At 43.2% G+C, this 17,184-nt stretch carries 11 protein-coding genes; 6 read left to right on the top strand and 5 right to left on the bottom strand.

Annotated features, from left to right (window positions below; all coding sequences use genetic code 11):
• Positions 1-74 precede the first annotated feature (74 nt).
• Positions 75-4,019, bottom strand: a complete 3,945-nt coding sequence (locus H3001_RS11045; RefSeq protein ID WP_181214959.1) for a two-component regulator propeller domain-containing protein — start codon at positions 4,017-4,019, stop codon at positions 75-77.
• A gap of 302 nt (positions 4,020-4,321) precedes the next feature.
• On the opposite strand from H3001_RS11045, the gene H3001_RS11040 reads away from it, so the two are divergent.
• The 3 genes from H3001_RS11040 (at position 4,322) to H3001_RS11030 (ending at position 9,944) form a co-directional block, all read left to right on the top strand.
• The gene (locus tag H3001_RS11040; RefSeq protein ID WP_246368563.1) at positions 4,322-7,426 is read left to right on the top strand and encodes a SusC/RagA family TonB-linked outer membrane protein; all 3,105 of its coding nucleotides are present in this window, start codon (positions 4,322-4,324) and stop codon (positions 7,424-7,426) included.
• 18 nt (positions 7,427-7,444) lie between these two features.
• On the top strand, positions 7,445-9,055 hold the full coding sequence (locus H3001_RS11035) for a RagB/SusD family nutrient uptake outer membrane protein (RefSeq protein ID WP_219915873.1): 1,611 nt from the start codon (positions 7,445-7,447) through the stop codon (positions 9,053-9,055).
• A gap of 70 nt (positions 9,056-9,125) precedes the next feature.
• On the top strand, positions 9,126-9,944 hold the full coding sequence (locus tag H3001_RS11030; protein WP_181214958.1) for a glycoside hydrolase family 16 protein: 819 nt from the start codon (positions 9,126-9,128) through the stop codon (positions 9,942-9,944).
• A 325-nt stretch (positions 9,945-10,269) separates the two neighbouring features.
• Here H3001_RS11030 and H3001_RS11025 read toward each other — a convergent pair whose 3' ends face one another.
• The 4 genes from H3001_RS11025 to H3001_RS11010 all read right to left on the bottom strand — a co-directional run bounded on the left by H3001_RS11025 (position 10,270) and on the right by H3001_RS11010 (position 13,309).
• The gene (locus H3001_RS11025; RefSeq protein WP_181214957.1) at positions 10,270-11,316 is read right to left on the bottom strand and encodes a GNAT family N-acetyltransferase; all 1,047 of its coding nucleotides are present in this window, start codon (positions 11,314-11,316) and stop codon (positions 10,270-10,272) included.
• Complete coding sequence (locus H3001_RS11020) at positions 11,313-12,203, bottom strand: DUF2156 domain-containing protein (RefSeq protein ID WP_181214956.1); 891 nt, start codon at positions 12,201-12,203, stop codon at positions 11,313-11,315. Before H3001_RS11020 ends, H3001_RS11025 begins: the two co-directional genes overlap by 4 nt.
• Before the next feature lie 79 nt (positions 12,204-12,282).
• Entirely contained in the window at positions 12,283-12,978 is a 696-nt protein-coding gene (locus H3001_RS11015; protein ID WP_181214955.1) for an LrgB family protein, read from the bottom strand.
• Positions 12,959-13,309 (bottom strand): CidA/LrgA family protein, encoded by a 351-nt coding sequence (locus tag H3001_RS11010; protein ID WP_181214954.1) that lies wholly within the window; start codon positions 13,307-13,309, stop codon positions 12,959-12,961. Before H3001_RS11010 ends, H3001_RS11015 begins: the two co-directional genes overlap by 20 nt.
• A 239-nt stretch (positions 13,310-13,548) precedes the next feature.
• Between H3001_RS11010 and pta the strand changes: the two genes are divergently transcribed.
• The 3 genes from pta to H3001_RS10995 all read left to right on the top strand — a co-directional run bounded on the left by pta (position 13,549) and on the right by H3001_RS10995 (position 17,040).
• Complete coding sequence (gene pta / locus H3001_RS11005) at positions 13,549-14,559, top strand: phosphate acetyltransferase (protein ID WP_181214953.1); 1,011 nt, start codon at positions 13,549-13,551, stop codon at positions 14,557-14,559.
• Positions 14,560-14,639: 80 nt separating this feature from the next.
• Entirely contained in the window at positions 14,640-15,839 is a 1,200-nt protein-coding gene (locus tag H3001_RS11000; RefSeq protein ID WP_181214952.1) for an acetate/propionate family kinase, read from the top strand.
• A gap of 160 nt (positions 15,840-15,999) precedes the next feature.
• Positions 16,000-17,040 carry a sugar kinase gene (locus H3001_RS10995; protein ID WP_181214951.1) on the top strand — a complete coding sequence of 347 codons (1,041 nt, stop codon included), beginning with the start codon at positions 16,000-16,002 and terminating at the stop codon, positions 17,038-17,040.
• The last annotated feature ends 144 nt before the right edge of the window (positions 17,041-17,184 follow it).

Here is a 17,184-nt window from a genome sequence, read left to right as displayed (position 1 = left end):
TGTTTGTGGGGATTGGCTGGCTTTTTGTATTTTGTATTAGATGTGTTCCGAAATGAGGGAAAATACAGGAACAACTACCCGGTTTGGATCTTCCCTCTCACTTCTTTTCGGTATGCAGTTGGGGTTTTCCCTGTATACAGTTTGAAAACTGTGCTGAAATAGCTTTGTGAGGTAAATCCTATAGTGGTAGCTATTTCAGCAAGTGACATATCCGTTGTACTCAGCATCTCTATAGCCTTCTCCATTTTTATCTTGTTTACGTAATCGTTAATGCCCATATTGGTGAGATTCTTCAGTTTGCTGTATACTGAGGTGCGACTCATACCCAGTTCATCACAAATAGTATTAACTCCGAGTTCCGGATTACCAATATTCACATTTATGATAGAATTCAGTCTGATGATGAACGATTCATCCACTTGGCTGAAGGTCGTGTTCTCAGCAACAGGAAGTTGTCCTTTGTCTGCATAGGCCTTGCGTGCGATATTCCTGTTCCTGAGACGGTTTTTTATGACTTCTATGAGCATGTCAACATCAAATGGTTTCACAAGATAATCGTCTGCCCCATTTTTATATCCGCTTAATTTACTTTCATTGTCGTCTTTCGCTGTGAGCAATATCACCGGCAGGTGACTGACAGAGAAATCCTGCTTGATTGCTTTGCATAACTGATATCCGTTCATGCCAGGCATCATGACATCACTGATAATGATATCTGGTATGTAACTCCTTGTAAGCATAAATGCTTCTTCGCCTTCCGATGCTGTAATTACCTTCTTAAAATATCCTTTTAGAGTATCTTTAAGAAAGTTTCTTAGATCGGCATTGTCATCTACCACTATCACCGTGCAGGCAGCAAGATTAATATCTTCTAACTTTCCGCTATTATTGTCTTCCTTGCTGTTGAAGTCGAAAACAAGTTTATTCAAATAGTGTGCGGACTCATATTTCGCATTGTTTTCAATTCTCCTGGGAAGTTCAAAATAGAAAGTGGCCCCTTTGTCATCATTGTTAAATGCTCCAATTTTGCCACCGTGCATTTCTACCAGAATCTTTGAATAAGAAAGTCCGATACCTGTTCCGGTTTCTTCCCCTGCTCCCTGATAAAACCTGCTGAACAAGCGTGAGGAATCAACATTTTTCAATCCCAGGCCTTGGTCGGATACGGATATTCTCACAAAACAACCATTGTCTATATTTTCGGTCGAAATAGTTATGTATCCGCCACTTGATGAATGCTTTAGGGCATTGACAAGAAAATTAGTCAGTATGCTGTCGAACTTCTGCCTGTCTATCTCTGCTATACCCGCTTCGATATCAAGGTTGAAAATCAAATCACCTCCGATTGCCTTAGCTTCTTCTATAAAGTCATGACCTATGTACTTTACATATTCATTTATATCTGTTGCAACCAAATTCAGTTTACAGCCTCCTACCTCAATCTTTCTTACATCAAGCACCATATTAATCAGGTTTTTCATACGTTGTGTCTGTCTGAAAATACCTTTCAAAGGGAGATAGAGCCGATTGTCCATATCCATTGTTTTCAGTATTCTCTGTAATGGAGCATGAATCAATGTCAGAGGGGTTCTTAATTCATGGCTGATGTTAATGAGAAAGCGTATCTTGTCTTCATACATCTGTTTCTCACGCTCCTTGATAATGAAGTTGTGTTTCTCGGTCTTTTTCCTTATTATCTGCATATTGATAAAAGCAAAAGTCATAATCAGCAGGATGATACATGCCAGGAAAAACCATCCGGTTTTGTACCATGGTGGAATAACCTTAAGTACCATTAGGCACTTTTCATTAGTCTGGTCACCGTCTCGGGTTGTGCATGAAGCCATAATGCGGTATGTTCCTGCCGACAACGAGTGTAGGGCAAGTTCCGAATTATATGTTTCTATATTTTTTGTTACTCCCGGACCATATATCCCAAAGCTGTACATTTTCTTTCTGAATATGTCTTCGCTGTTTGCAAAAACCCTCAGAACAATACTCCCAGATTCAGACATTTCGAAATGCGGGATATTTCCATCGGAGGAAAAGAACGTTTTCGTGCCGTTAAGTTCTACTTCAGAAAGATTAAGTGATATGGTAGAATTCATATCGTAATCCTGCAGGCTGTCAATCTTAAGAAGCCCTCGTACACCACCCATGAATACACTCCCGTTGGTATTGACAAATTTGGAGTCCGGCATGTATTCATTGGGCATAACTCCGTTAGACTCTCCGTAGAAAATGAATTTTCTTTTATCTTTTTCCCAACAGAAAAGCATGGACTCTGCTCCAATCAATACCTTATTATCTACACATACTACAGAAGAAACTCTCTTGAAGAGTTCCGTTTTCAGCCAGTCGGATGAATTGTTTGCAGCATCATACCATAGTAGTCCTTTATCCGTTCCTACCCAAAAAATACCTGAATTGTCTATGCTTACGGAAGTAACCGATACCCCATCGGGGACGGCATAAATATGTTCCAGCACTCTTGCCCTGTTATCAAGTCTGTATATATTTTTGATATCTTTCAGATACGTATATCTTGAATCGCCGGAAACGGCCACTAGCGACCCTATTTTAATACTGACTCCGTTTTTCTCTTTTATGACACTAAAAGTCCTGGTATTCTCGTCATACCAATAGACAAAGTCAGCAAGAAATAAGATTGAATTCGGAGTGTTGCGGTAGATGAATACAGAGTTCCCATGATGGCAAAGTCTTTCATTGATATGCTCATCTACAATTGTAAAAGGTTTCTTGGTACCATTCTCGGTATCAAAGATAAAAAGACCTTGGGCAAAATTAAATATCAGAAGTTTGTTCTTGCCGAAACTGCATATGGAAGTTATCTTATCGCCAAACGTAGTAGGGTAATGAATAAACTTTCCGCTATCCATGTCATATGCATTCACTCCCCCTCCGTTTGTACCTATCCACAGACGGTTGTCTTCTGCTTTATACAGAAACAGGGCTGTGCTTTGTGAGAGTCCGTTGCTATTGCCCGGCAAAGCATCATTATATGTTCGCATGGATACTTCGTGTATGCATACCAAACCATAATATATGCTTCCTATCCATACGTTTCCATAGTAGTCTTCATACAAATTGATTATAGAATTGCTGGGCAAAGAATAATTGTTTTCACCAGGTACATGTTTTAAAGTTTTAAACTCTCCCAATGTTTGGTCTAATATAGAAATTCCATCTCCGTCTGTTCCAAACCAAATATCTCCTTTATGTTCTATAATGCTAAGAACAATATTGCTGCTTATGCCGGAGTTTCCTTTAGAGTAATGTCTGAGCAGGTTGAATTTCTTGTCAAAGCATCTTACCCCCTGGTTATACGATGATATCCAGATTTTCCCGCTTTTGTCTTTATAAGTGCAGATAATGTCTTTTTCGCATTCTGTGAAAATGTTTTCCGATTTCTTTTTTTTCAGGTCTACCAGTTTCATACCGTACCATCGGTCGCTGCACACAAGAGAATCATTTCCCACGATGATTATATCCGATACGTTATAATCGTTGATTTCATTAAACGATATGAGTTCTGCCAGCTCTTTTTTTGATGCATCATAACTGTAAATCACATTTTTGCTGCCTAAAATAATCTTTCCTTTATGGTTTATGGCACTAAATGCCATAAGTGGTTTACCGTCATAGCCGTTGACGGCAGTAAAGTCATTTATCGAATAGTTGTATATATATATACCATTATTGGTCAATACCCACAGTTCCCCATTAATATCCTGAAAAATTTTATATATATAGTTTCCCAATGGAGAGGACTCGTCTTTGTTGTATTCACTTATATTTTGACCATCGTACCTGAAAAGGCCGGATCTGGTACCCATCCAGATGAATCCGTGCTTGTCTTTAAAAATGCAATGAACGACCGAAGGAACGTCGGAAGGCAGATAAATCTGAGTATATGCATAATCAGCAAATGCTTTGGAGGCATTTACAAATAAGCTGCAGAGTACTATAATAAAAAATATAATCTGAGATAGTTTCATGTTGTATTTCTAAGTTTAGCATTACAAATGTAACAATATTACCTACATAAATGACATTATTAAAAATTATTTTAGGATAGGAGGGGCAGATATTGTCAGGCTTTTGTCAGAAAATAAGGGATAAAATAAACAAATATTGAAAATCATATATTTATGTCATTTTCTTAAAATTAAAAGTCATTTTTTTAAAATCGTAAAACAAAGATTTACTTAGGTTTGCAATAAACCAAAATACCTTAAAAAACAAAAATTGATTATTAACGACCAATTCTCATTTTTTAAAGTTAACTAAAACCAAACCTATGAAAAAAAACCTTTTTTCAACAATGAACTCTCCATGGCGGAGATGTTTATTACAGTCAATTCCGGTAGCCGTAGGTTTACTTGTTACAATTAATTCTTATGCAGAAACAAGTACGCCCCCCAACCTCAGTCTTACTTCAGTTACCCAACAGAATATTACGGTAAAAGGTATAGTAGTTGATTTGAACGGTGAACCTCTTATTGGTGTAAACGTTCTGGAAAAAGGAACAGCCAATGGAGCTATAACCGACTTCGACGGTCGTTTCTCTTTAAATCTTTCATCCAGAAATGCTGTCTTGGTTGTTTCTTATATAGGATACAAAACTCAGGAAGTAAATACTAATGGGAAAACTGATATAAATATCAGTCTTGCAGAAGATACTGAGACTTTGGAGGAAGTTGTGGTGGTTGGATATGGCACTCAGAAGAAGGTTAACTTGACCGGTTCTGTTGCATCTGTATCGGCCAAAGATATTCAAGACGTCCCCACATCGAATACAGCAGCATTGCTGCAGGGACGTATGCCAGGTCTGATGATCAGCCAAAACGGTGGTCAGGCCGGTAAAGAAGACATGGAAGTGCGTGTGCGTGGTATAGGTACTTTCGGTAACAACAACCCTATGGTAGTTATCGATGGTGTAGAAGGTACACTGTCACAAATGAGTGATATTCCGTCAGCTGATATAGAAAACATCTCTGTACTGAAGGATGCGGCATCGGCTGCCATTTACGGCGTGCGTGCGGCAAATGGAGTAATCCTTGTTACTACAAAGAAAGGAAAGGCCGGGAAAGTAAGCGTGAACTATTCCGGAAACTATACGATACAGTCGCCGATGCTGCCTACTTATCTGGATGCTTATAACTGGGCATTGATGAAAAATGAAATCAGCCCGGGTACATATGACGATGTGGCACTGCAGAAACTGAGAGACGGTTCAGATTCGGATCATTATGCCAATACCAACTGGCTTGATGAGGTGTTCAGAAATGCTGTCATGCACCAGCATCACCTGTCGGTTTCGGGAGGTAATGAGAATACTCATTATATGACTTCTCTTTCTTATTCAAACCAGGAAGGTATAATGAAACAGACTGGGGCTGAGAAATTCTCGTTCCGTACAAATATTGACAGCAAGATAGGGCGTTTCAATTTTGGTGTGAATATCTCTGGTAACAAGAATAATGTAGACCAGCCGGCATATGTTTCTCCTAGTGGGGATACCAGTGTAATGCGATTCCTTTCGTGGTTCTCAAGACCGACTGTGCCTGTAAAATATTCAAACGGACGCTACGGATATGTGGACGGCTCGCTCAAGAATGCAGAAATGGTGAAGAATCCTGTTCAGTTTATGAACGAAGGTTACCGTAAAGATGAAACATGGCGCTTCAATGGTAAGGCCTATGCAGGAGTTGATATTATAGACGGACTTCAGTTTAAGACCAGCCTGGCATATTCATTCAACATGAATATTGTAAAGACCTACAAGCCAAGAGAACTGGCAAGATATGATGCAGAAGGAAATGAACTGAAAATAGCTGGAGCCAACAACAGACTGGAGGATTATTTTTGGAGAGAAGCTATATGGACTAACGAAAATATCCTTACTTATAACAAAAAGTTTGGTTTGCATAATCTTAGTATACTGGCGGGACACTCATTGTTGAGTTATACACGTTCTACTACAACTGCAGGTATAGAAGGATTCCCTACTGAAGGTATTTATGAACTTGATGGAGGCTCAAAGAACCCGTCGGCAGTAGGCAACAGGGATGAGTATAGACTTCAGTCATTCTTCGGGCGTATAAATTACAGTTATGCAGACAAATATCTTTTCGAGGTAAACGTGCGTCACGATGGCTCTTCGCGTATGCCTAAGAACAACCGGTATGCTACATTCCCTTCTGTTTCTGCCGGATGGGTATTTACAAATGAAGCATTTATGGAAGATTATCAGTGGCTATTCGGTAAACTGCGCTTTTCATGGGGTAAGTTGGGTAACCAGGAAATAGGTAGTTATGCTTATCTTGCAAGCCTTGGTGCTTTGGGTAACTACTACTTCGATCAGGGAAAAGACCCGCAGACCGGTATGGTGGCAACTTCTATCCCTAATGAAAACATCAAATGGGAAACAACCAGAACTGTCAATGCTGCCATCGACTTGGGGTTCTTCAATAACAGGATTCAGACTACATTTGAATGGTTCGATAAGAAAACATCCGATATTCTTATGCAGTTGGCTATGCCAAACATATTCCTGGGGTCACTGGGGGCACCGTATCAGAATGTGGGTACAGTACGCAACAGGGGATGGGAATGGAGCGTGAACTATAATGACAGCAAAGGCGACTGGAGCTGGTATGCTGGATTCAACCTCTCACACGTAAAAAATGAAATTCTTTATATGGGTGGGCTGAAAGAGCGGATCAGCGGACAAACTATCAACCGTGTAGGAGAACCTATCGGTGCATATTATGCTTACCAGGCCATAGGTATCTACAGGACAGAAGCCGACCTGAACAGAACCAATTCTAAAGGTGAACAGGTTCTTCAGCATGGAGCTAAACCGAAACTGGGTGATATAATGTATGCCGACCTGAATGATGATGCAAATATCACTCCTGCTGATAGAACCATAATCGGCAATCCGTTCCCTAAATATACTTATGGTATTAATCTTGGCGCAAGCTGGAAAGGATTCGACCTTTCTACTTTCTGGCAGGGAGTAGCAGGAATATACCGCTATAACTGGGAAACGACTACTGATATCCGCGGTAACTTTACCGACAGATGGCTCGATCGCTGGTCGCCGGAGAATCCTAATGCTTCTATGCCGTCATTAGGTAATACTATCAATGACCAGTTCTCTTCATTCTGGCTGGAAAATTCAAGTTACTTGCGATTGAAGAATCTGGAGTTCGGCTATACATTTGGTCAGATATCCAAAATTGGAGTTTCAAAGCTTCGTGTATACTTTGCTGGAACAAATCTGCTGACATTCACCAAGCTTAACAACTGGGATCCAGAAAAGGGAGCTAATGATACAAACAACTATAATTATCCAAATGCAAAATCTTTTTCATTTGGTGTAAATGTAACCTTTTAAACCATAAAATATACTATTATGAAACTTAGATTGAATATATACAGAGGATTGTTGTTGTCTGGATTGCTTATTGCTGCAACTTCTTGTTCGGACAGTTTTCTGGATTTGAGTAATCCAAATCAGGTCTCAGATAATACATTCTGGCAGTCTGAAAGTGATGCTTTAATGGGACTTGCATCATGTTATGACGCTTTGCAGTCCGACCATTTGTATGATGACAATGTGGATGGTGGAGGATTCGGATTCCTGATGCGCGAAAGCAGCACCGATAACGGACAGCATACATGGGGAGACTGGATGAAAGGGAGTACGGTTGCTAAAGGAATTTCGGCTACAACTGACGCATGTTTCACTAACTATTGGAACGCAAATTATGAGTTGATTAAACGTTGTAATTTCCTTCTCTCTAAGCTGGATGGCATTCCTATGGATGAGGCATCAAAAAATGTAATTAAAGCCGAAGCTATTGCTTTGAGGGCACTAGGATATTGTAACCTGACTTCTCTATACCGGGATGTTCCTTATCTTACAGCACCTTTGACTTTGGAGAATCCTGAAGCCCCTAAAGAGCTGAAGGCTAAAATTGCTGAAAATGTGATTGCCGACTTGAAGGCTAACTTGCCGAATCTTCCGGAAAAGGGTTCTGAGGCTAAAGGTAGAATGACTCGCGAAGCAGGATATGCAATTATGGGACGTATGGCTCTCTTTAATAAAAGATGGGATGATGCCATAGCTGCATACGATAATGTAATCGGTAAAGTAAAGTTGTTCAAGTCAGGTGACGGTTCAAACTATGAAGCAAACTTCAGAGATCTGTTCAAGGAAGGAAACGAGACTGCGGATGAAGTTCTGCTCAGCGTACACTATAAAGGGCCTGGCCTGAAAGAAGGAAGTACATTCGGTGTATGCTGGGGGGCTCCAATGAATGCCATTGAAGCATCAATGAATTTGTGCGATGATTTTTACTGTACTGATGGACTGCCTATCAACAAATCTCCTTTATTTAAAGGTAGTCTGAAAAAGGGAGGGCATACCAAGGCTAACCCTGACTATGCAAGATACGAAAATCGCGACCCTCGTCTTAAAGCAACATTGATGCTGCCAGGTATGACATGGAACGGTAAAAAGTTTACTAATAATCTGCCTGCATCGTCTACTGCCTGTATCCTTAAATGGTATACTCCGGAAAATACAGCAAACGAATACGATGGCAGTCTTGATTATTATATCATTCGTTATGCAGAAGTTCTTCTGTCAATGGCTGAAGCGAAAATAGAAAAAGGTATGCCACAGGAGGAGGTTAGTAAATACATCAATGAAGTTCGTGCCCGCGTCGGTATGCCAGCTATAGAAAAAGCTGAAGGAAATCATCTGTCTCAGGCAGAATTAAGAGCAATAGTACGCCATGAACGCCGTGTTGAGCTGGCGTTCGAAGATTTGCGGTTTGCCGACCTGTACAGATGGGACGAATGGGAAAATGGCATCAAGCGAATGCAGCATGACAAAGAATTCTATGGTTTCGGAGTATATGACTGTGCTTACCGTGGTCCTCAGGATAATGTATGGCCAATTCCACAAGGCGAGATTGATACTAATAAGCTGCTTGTGCAACATGATGAATGGAAATAGTTTTACAGGAACAGGATTGTTTTAAAGGTAATCTTGTTTCATTAATAGGCAAATTTTAATATTTTCGACTATGTATAGAATAATTTACTTGATAATTATCCCTGTATTCCTTGGGATATCAACTGTATTGTCGTCATGTGATAAAAAAGAAGGAGAAGAAGACAGTAAGCTTCTGTTTATCGATGATTTTTCAGGTAGTACATCTATTCCTGACAATTCTGTATGGGAGTTATGTAAGTATGGCAATAATGCCTGGGGGCAGCATTTCAAGCATGTTGAAGGCTACGAGAACGTAAAGATAGAAGATGGCATACTGAAACTTAAGGCTTCGAAAGAAAATGGAATTTATAAGAACGGAGGTGTCAGAACGAAAATTGGATTTCCCTCCAATACACGACTTGAAGTCAGAGCCAGACTGACAAAACTGGTAAAAGGCGGTTTCCCGGCAATATGGCAGATGCCTATGAACGCTCCGCAGTGGCCCAAAGGTGGTGAGATAGATCTCATGGAGTGGGTACAAGGTACTCCTTACGATGTATATCAGACAGTTCATACCTATTACATCAATGGAGATGGTGGCTCGGCGGGGGCTACAAACCCTGACCGTCCGACAAACTTCGATGTCACTCAATATCATGTTTATGGAGCCGACCGTACAGAAGAAGCGGTGATTTTCTATATCGATGGTGTTGAAACATGGAGATACAATAACCTGAATCTGCCTTCAGAGAAAATGCAGTTCCCGTTTTGCAGCTATTTATATGATATAATACTTAATTTTTCTCTTGGAGGAGAATTAAACGGTGCCTCTACATGGCCGGGTAAGATAGATGATAATGACCTCCCGGGAGAGTTGTGGATAGACTGGGTAAAAGTTACAAAAATATAAGATGGTTTTTACAATAGAAAGTATATTAATGACTGTAATAACTGGTTTCCGGGCAGACTATCTTTAAAGAGATGTATAGCGGATGGCAAAAAACTCCTTATTGATGGAAGGGAATCAGTAAGCGGAAAATAAGATGGTATATGAAGTTGATAGGACTTAATCACTTCATATACCATTTTTACAATGTCTTTTTATTGTTTCCTTATATAATCTTCGATATTTCAAAAGTTGTCTGATGGACTTGCTGGTACTGTTTATGAACCCGTGATGTATGGGCAGCCTATTCGCTCTTGATCCTGATTTGAAGACCGCATACCCTGTCTGTTCAGTTCAGCATCAGGCTCATGTAAGGATGCATCCGGTTGAACAGGCCGGGAATCAGTTCGCTGAGCTGGAAGCAGGGCACCTCCTCTCCGGAAGGAGCTTTTTCTCCCACACGGATATACCTTCCTTTCTCAAGGCAGTAATATCCGTTGTTTTCAGGAATGTCCTTGTCTTCGCTGATCTGTATGCCGGGAACTGTCAGTATCCCTTCTTGGGCAAAGAGAGAAAGCGCTTTCTCTGCATGGATGACCCGTGCCATTCCCAAAGGCTGTGCTTCCGGAGCTTTTCCGGGAAGCATATAGTTGATTTCATTTGCCTCGCAGTGGATGGCCAATGCCGTAAACAGCTGGTCTTTCTCCACTCCTTCTCCTAAAGAAAAATCTTTCAGTGTCAGTTGTCCCTCGTGAAGGATACCCCATGCCATACCTCTTATCTCTTCGCCGGCATAGGCCACGTAGAGTTTGCCGCCTGAAAGCAGGTGGTCTGCCAGTATGTCCTGCGAATCTTCATACGTGTGTTGAAGGTAAGCATTCCTTTTCAGATTTTCCTGTTCAAAAAAACGGAAAAGAGATTTATTCCACGATTTTAACTGGTCTATCTCTCTTATTATCAGATTACTTTCTAAGTTATTAACAGGTTGTGTGTACTTGTTGATAACTTCGGAACGCTGTTGATAAAAGAAACTGATACCGTACCCGAAACGGGCATAATATCCTTTCAGCCATTCCTCTGCCGGAATAAGCGTAGCCAGTACCACTCCTTCCCGATACAGGGCCTGATGAGTCTGCTGCATGAGCGTTTTCATGAGTCCTCTTTCCCGATAGTCCGGATGTGTACATACTCCGGATACATAGGCTGTTCTGATCAGAGAAGAACCGGACGACATCGGGTAGGGCAAAGTCTGAAGAGCCGATACCACCTGTCCGTCGAGTTCGATGAAATGATTGACCTCATCGGTATACCGTCTGGAGAAATAGAGATCCGTGAACTCCTTGCTGTCGTCGAAGCACGTCTCCCAGAGTTTTCGGGTAGCTTCTTTCAGGTTCATAGCAGTTCGGCGGTATATTTTTCCAGCAGGATTTCCGGCTGGTACGACAGTTTGGCTTTCCGCAGTCCTTCAATTCCCAGGTCTTCTTCGCGGTTGACATACACATATTGTTCCGGAATCCGGCTGGCAAATTCCTGGTTGATTACCGCATAGGCTCCCTCAATCTCAGTATTGGCCTTTTCCACACAGACATCAAAAGTCTCCTGGTTGATAGGGGCTCCGAAGGTAAAGGCTGCAATTTTTCCGTCCACCCTTAATATGCCTCCCAGCAGGTTCAGTTCTTCCATGTGCTTCAGGGCATCCGTCATCGACTGGCGCTCCGATTCCAGCGCTTCGTTTTCCGCACAGTTGTTGGCTTTGCACCACTGTGTCTCCAGCCGGAGGCACTCATTCACAAGTTCCTGGCTGAGCGGCTCGTAAGAATGGTCGGGATAACTCTTCTTAAAACGGTTGACATGGTTGCGCTTGGGTTGGTATTTTTTCCCCGAAAGCGTAGCCAGGTCGGTACGCAGATAGATATAGTCGGCATAATCCCGGTCGGAAGTAAAAGTCATCCGGCCGGAAAAATGTGTTTTCAGCATCTCAAGCATGTTGGCACAGATGCCTGTCATGCGAAACCGTGCGTGCTTGCTTTGAGCGTCCTCTATCAGTTCTTCGATTATCGGACACGGATCACCTTCGCCCACCGGCATCATATAGGTCAGTTCCTCGTCTACGTAGAAGCGGAAGAGCAGAAATCCGTCTTTTTCCGCAACTTGCGTGCGGTACAGGAAACGCCAGCTGTAAAGATTGGCAAAACTGAGGTCGCAGTTCTGTCTTTTTCCCTGCAGGGTATACTTCTCTACCAGGGGTTTGTCTTCGATTGCTATGGGGTGAAATGAGATCATAAAGTGTGGATATGTCTTAAGAACTACTGTAGAAAAAACGTTTTCACTTGCACTTTTGTTTTCGGAATTCCTCCGTTTGTCAGCACAGTCCCAGCAGATGCAGGATGGTAGGCGTAAGCAGTGCCGTAAGTATGCCGTTCAGTGTCAGTCCCAGACTGGCATAGGCGCCGTACTTGCCGCTCACTTCCATGGCGCGTGAGGTTCCTACTGCGTGTGAGGCCGTTCCCATGGACAATCCCTGTGCGATGGGGCTGCCTACGTGACCAACCTGCAGTACCTTAAACCCGCAGATGGCACCGAACAGACCGACTACAATCACCACGGCTGCCGTCAGTGAAGGAATACCGTGAGTGGCAGTCGATACCTCCATGGCGATAGGGGTAGTGACCGACTTTGGAGCCAGTGAGATGACGATTTCGGGAGAGGCCCCCATTGCCTGTGCGATGATGACCACCGAGACAAGTCCCACCAGACATCCTGCCAGCTGTGAGATAAGAATCGGCATCAGCTGCTTCTTGATCATGCGGAGCTGCAAGTACAAGGGCACTCCCAGTGCTACTACGGCCGGTTTCAGCCAGAACTCAATCAGCTCTCCGGCTTTCTGATATTTTTCGTAAGATACACCCGAAACCTTCAGAAAGCAGATCAGCAGGGCGATGGCAATCAGTATGGGATTGATGATGACCCAGCCGGTCTTTTTCTGCAAAAGTTTGGAAACAAAGAAAAAGCCAAATGTAATGGCCAGCAAAAAGAATTTATTTTCTAGGAAATCCATATTTTCGAACAATTTGATGAACCCATCCGGTAACAATTAATACTAATACGGTGCTGACAAGTGTGGCGGTGACAATCGGCCAGAACTCAGCGGCGATGATATCAAAATACAACATCAGCGCGACTCCAGGCGGTACGAAGAAAAAGCCCAGGTTAGCTACCAGAAAATCACAAAGTCCCTGCACCCATTGCAGTTTTACCCATCCTAATTGCAGGAAGAGGGTCAATAACAGCATTCCTATAATGCTCGAAGGAAGCTGTATGTGCGTGAGGTAAACAATCAGTTCACCCAACGCCAGGCATCCGAAAAGGATAAAGCATTGACGTATCATACCTATTGATTATATTATCTTGAAAACGACTGCAAAGATATGGATTCGGGCATAAAGCGGATATAAAAACCCGAGTTTTTCTTTTTCGAGAACAGACACGGTATTTTTTTTACATACTTTAGAAGAAAAAAAACTGGTTTTTGCAAACTAGATATTACAAAAATGAGTATTTTTGCATCGTGAATTGGATAGGATGTTATCGTACACAAAAATAAAATCACATAATTAACATATCAATCATGGATTTAATTAGTCAAATTGTTGAACGCGCAAAAGCAAACAAACAGCGCATTGTACTTCCGGAAGGAACTGAAGAACGTACTTTAAAGGCAGCTAACCAGATTTTGACCGACGGTGTTGCCGATCTGATCCTTTTAGGTAACCCAGATGAAATCATGAACCTTGCCAAAGAGTGGGGACTGGGAAATATTAACAAGGCTACTATTATCGATTCGGAAAATCATCCGAAAAAAGAAGAATACGCACAGCTGTTGTGCGAACTTCGTAAGAAAAAAGGCATGACCATCGAAGAAGCTCGTAAGCTGGTGGTTAATCCTTTGTTCCTGGGCTGTTTGATTATCAAGGCTGGCGACGCGGACGGACAGTTGGCTGGAGCACGCAACACAACAGGCGACGTACTTCGTCCTGCATTGCAGATCATTAAGACAGCTCCGGGCGTAACCTGTGTTTCAGGTGCCATGCTGATGCTGACTCACGCTCCTGAATGCGGTGACAACGGTGTACTGGTAATGGGTGACGTAGCCGTAACTCCGGTTCCGGATGCCAACCAGCTGGCTCAGATTGCAGTATGTACTGCTCAGACTGCACAGGCCGTAGCAGGTATCGAACCGCGTGTAGCTATGTTGAGCTTCTCTACCAAGGGTTCAGCTAAGCATGAAGTGGTTGATAAGGTGGTTGAGGCTTTGCGCATTGCAAAAGAAATGGCTCCTGACCTGAAGATTGACGGTGAAATGCAGGCCGATGCAGCTTTGGTTCCGAGAGTAGGACAGAGCAAGGCTCCGGGTTCTGAAATCGCCGGTAAGGCCAATGTACTGGTAGTTCCTTGCCTCGAAGTAGGAAACATCTCTTACAAGCTGGTTGAACGTCTGGGTCACGCTACTGCCATCGGTCCGATCCTGCAGGGTATCGCACGTCCGGTGAACGACTTGTCTCGCGGATGCTCTATCGATGACGTATACAAGATGATTGCCATTACAGCCAATCAGGCGATTGCTGCAAAGGCTCAGTAATTTATTAATCTCTTGGGTTCCTTCTCCGGGAAGAAGAGAGGGAACTCAAGTCTTTATCTTATCTTAACCAAAAAACAAATATGAAAATTTTAGTTTTAAACTGCGGAAGCTCGTCTATCAAATATAAGTTGTTTGAAATGACAACCAAGGAAGTCCTGGCTCAGGGAGGACTTGAGAAAATCAATTTGCCGGATTCGTTCCTGAAGATTACTTTGCCTAACGGTGAAAAGAAAATCTTCGAGCGCGAAATCAAGGAACATACTGCCGGTGTTCAGTTTATTTTTGAAATCCTGACTGACCCTGTATACGGTGCAGTGAAGGATTTGCACGAAATCAACGCCGTAGGTCACCGTGTACTGCACGGAGGAACCAAGTTCAGCGGTTCTGTACTGATCGACGATGCAGTGATTGCTGCCGTTGAAGAATGCTGCGACCTGGGCCCGTTGCATAACCCGGCTAACCTGAAGGGTATCTATGCCGTACAGAAACTGTTGCCTGAAGTTCCTCAGGTAGCCGTATTCGATACTGCATTCCACCAGACAATGCCTGAGCATGCTTACCTGTATCCGCTGCCTTACGAATATTTCGAAAGATACGGTATCCGCCGCTACGGTTTCCACGGAACTTCTCACCGCTACGTTTCAAAGCGTGTATGCGAATTCCTGAACATTCCGGTAGAAGGCTCAAGAATCATCACCTGCCACATCGGTAACGGTGGTTCTATCGCTGCCGTAAAAGACGGAAAATGTATTGATACCACTATGGGTCTGACTCCGCTGGAAGGCTTGATGATGGGTACTCGTTGCGGTGACATCGACGGTGGTGCTATCCTGTACATCATGAAGAAGGAAGGTCTGACTCCAGACCAGATGTCTGACCTGCTGAACAAGAAGAGCGGTGTGCTGGGCGTATTCAAGCGTTCAAGCGACATGCGTGAACTGGAAGATGCCGTAGCTCAGAATGATCCGGTAGCTATCCGCACAGAAAACATGTATTTCTACCGCATTACCAAGTACATCGGTGCATACGCTGCTGCCATGGGCGGAGTAGACGTCATCCTGTTTACCGGTGGTGTAGGTGAAAACCAGGCAACTGCCCGTGCCGGTGTATGTAAGACACTGGAATTCCTGGGCGTGAAGATCGATGCTGAAAAGAACAAGGTTCGCAGCAAAGAAGCCATCATCTCAACTGACGATTCTAAGGTGAAGGTAGTTGTTATCCCGACCGACGAGGAACTGATGATTGCTACTGATACGATGGACATCCTGGCCAACAAGTAAGCCTTGTCCTGAGGTAAAATATTAACAGAAAGAAAGGAATTTCCTTGCAAGATTGTGTATCTTTGCGGTACGAATGTCACAAAGAAAGAACACACTTGCAGAGAGATTCCTTTCTTTCTTTTGTTTTTTGACAGGAGGTAAGTTCATAAATGAATCGGATATGAAGAAAAAAATTGTAACTTTTGGGGAAATCATGCTCCGTCTGACGACTCCCGACAACCTGCGTCTGCAGCAGAGCCGCGAACTGCTGGTGAATTATGGGGGAAGTGAGGCGAATGTGGCAATTTCAATCGCAAATTTTGGAGGGGAAGTAGAATACATTACCCGTCTTCCGGACAATGCACTGGGGGAAAGTTGCATTGCCGAACTCCGTTCGCACAATATCGGAACCGGTCACATCCTGATCGGCGGAAAGCGTCTGGGAACCTATTATATGGAGAAGGCAGCGGCGATGCGCAACTCGAAGGTGATTTACGACCGCGACGGTTCGGCTTTCTCGGAACTGAAGCCGGGAATGGTGAACTGGAGGGAGATTTTCAAGGATGCGGCCATTTTCCACTGGTCGGGAATTGATGCGGCGCTGACTCCCGGACTGGCAGAGGTGTGCCGTGAAGCGGTAGACATTGCCAAGGAAATGGGACTGACAATCTCGTATGACATCAACTACCGGAAGAATCTCTGGAATTACGGAAAGACTGCACAGGAGGTCCTCCGTCCGCTGATGACACCCAGCGACATCATGTTCGGAAGTGAAGGCGAATATGCCATGCTGACGGGCATTCCGGCACCGGGATTCAAGGCCCGCAATGCAGGAAACAAGTATGATGTGGCAGCCTATGAGGCATTCTGCCAGGCCATCAGCCGTCAGGTGCCCGACTGCAAGTACATTTATGTGGCTTTGCGCAATGTGATGAGTTCGGAACATCATACCTTTGCGGGACTGCTGTATTCGAACGGTACCCTGAAACATACCCGGGTATTCGATATCGACAATGTGGTTGACTGTGTAGGAGTAGGGGATGCGTTCTGCGGTGCCTTGCTGTACGCGCAGCATGCCTACGATGACGACCAGAAGCGGGTAGACTTTTCTACGGCAGCTTCCGTATTGAAAAATACGATTGCAGGCGACTATAACATTGTGAAGGTTTCTGAGGTAGAAGGTCTGCTGGCAAAGGATGAAAACGGAGAAGTAGCCCGATAATTATCAGATAATATAATAGGGACACTCAGTAAATAGTATAAAATTAGCCAACTAATTCATACACAATGTATTGCGAATTAGTTGGCTTTTTTGTATCTTTAGATATTCCCCCGAAAATAAGGTTTGGCAGCCAAAACGGGGGAA

It is taken from the genome of Phocaeicola faecicola, assembly GCF_013618865.1.
Lineage (GTDB): Bacteria > Bacteroidota > Bacteroidia > Bacteroidales > Bacteroidaceae > Phocaeicola > Phocaeicola faecicola.
The sequence above is the reverse complement of the archived record's forward strand: the minus strand, read 5'-3'. Positions and strand labels throughout refer to the sequence as shown.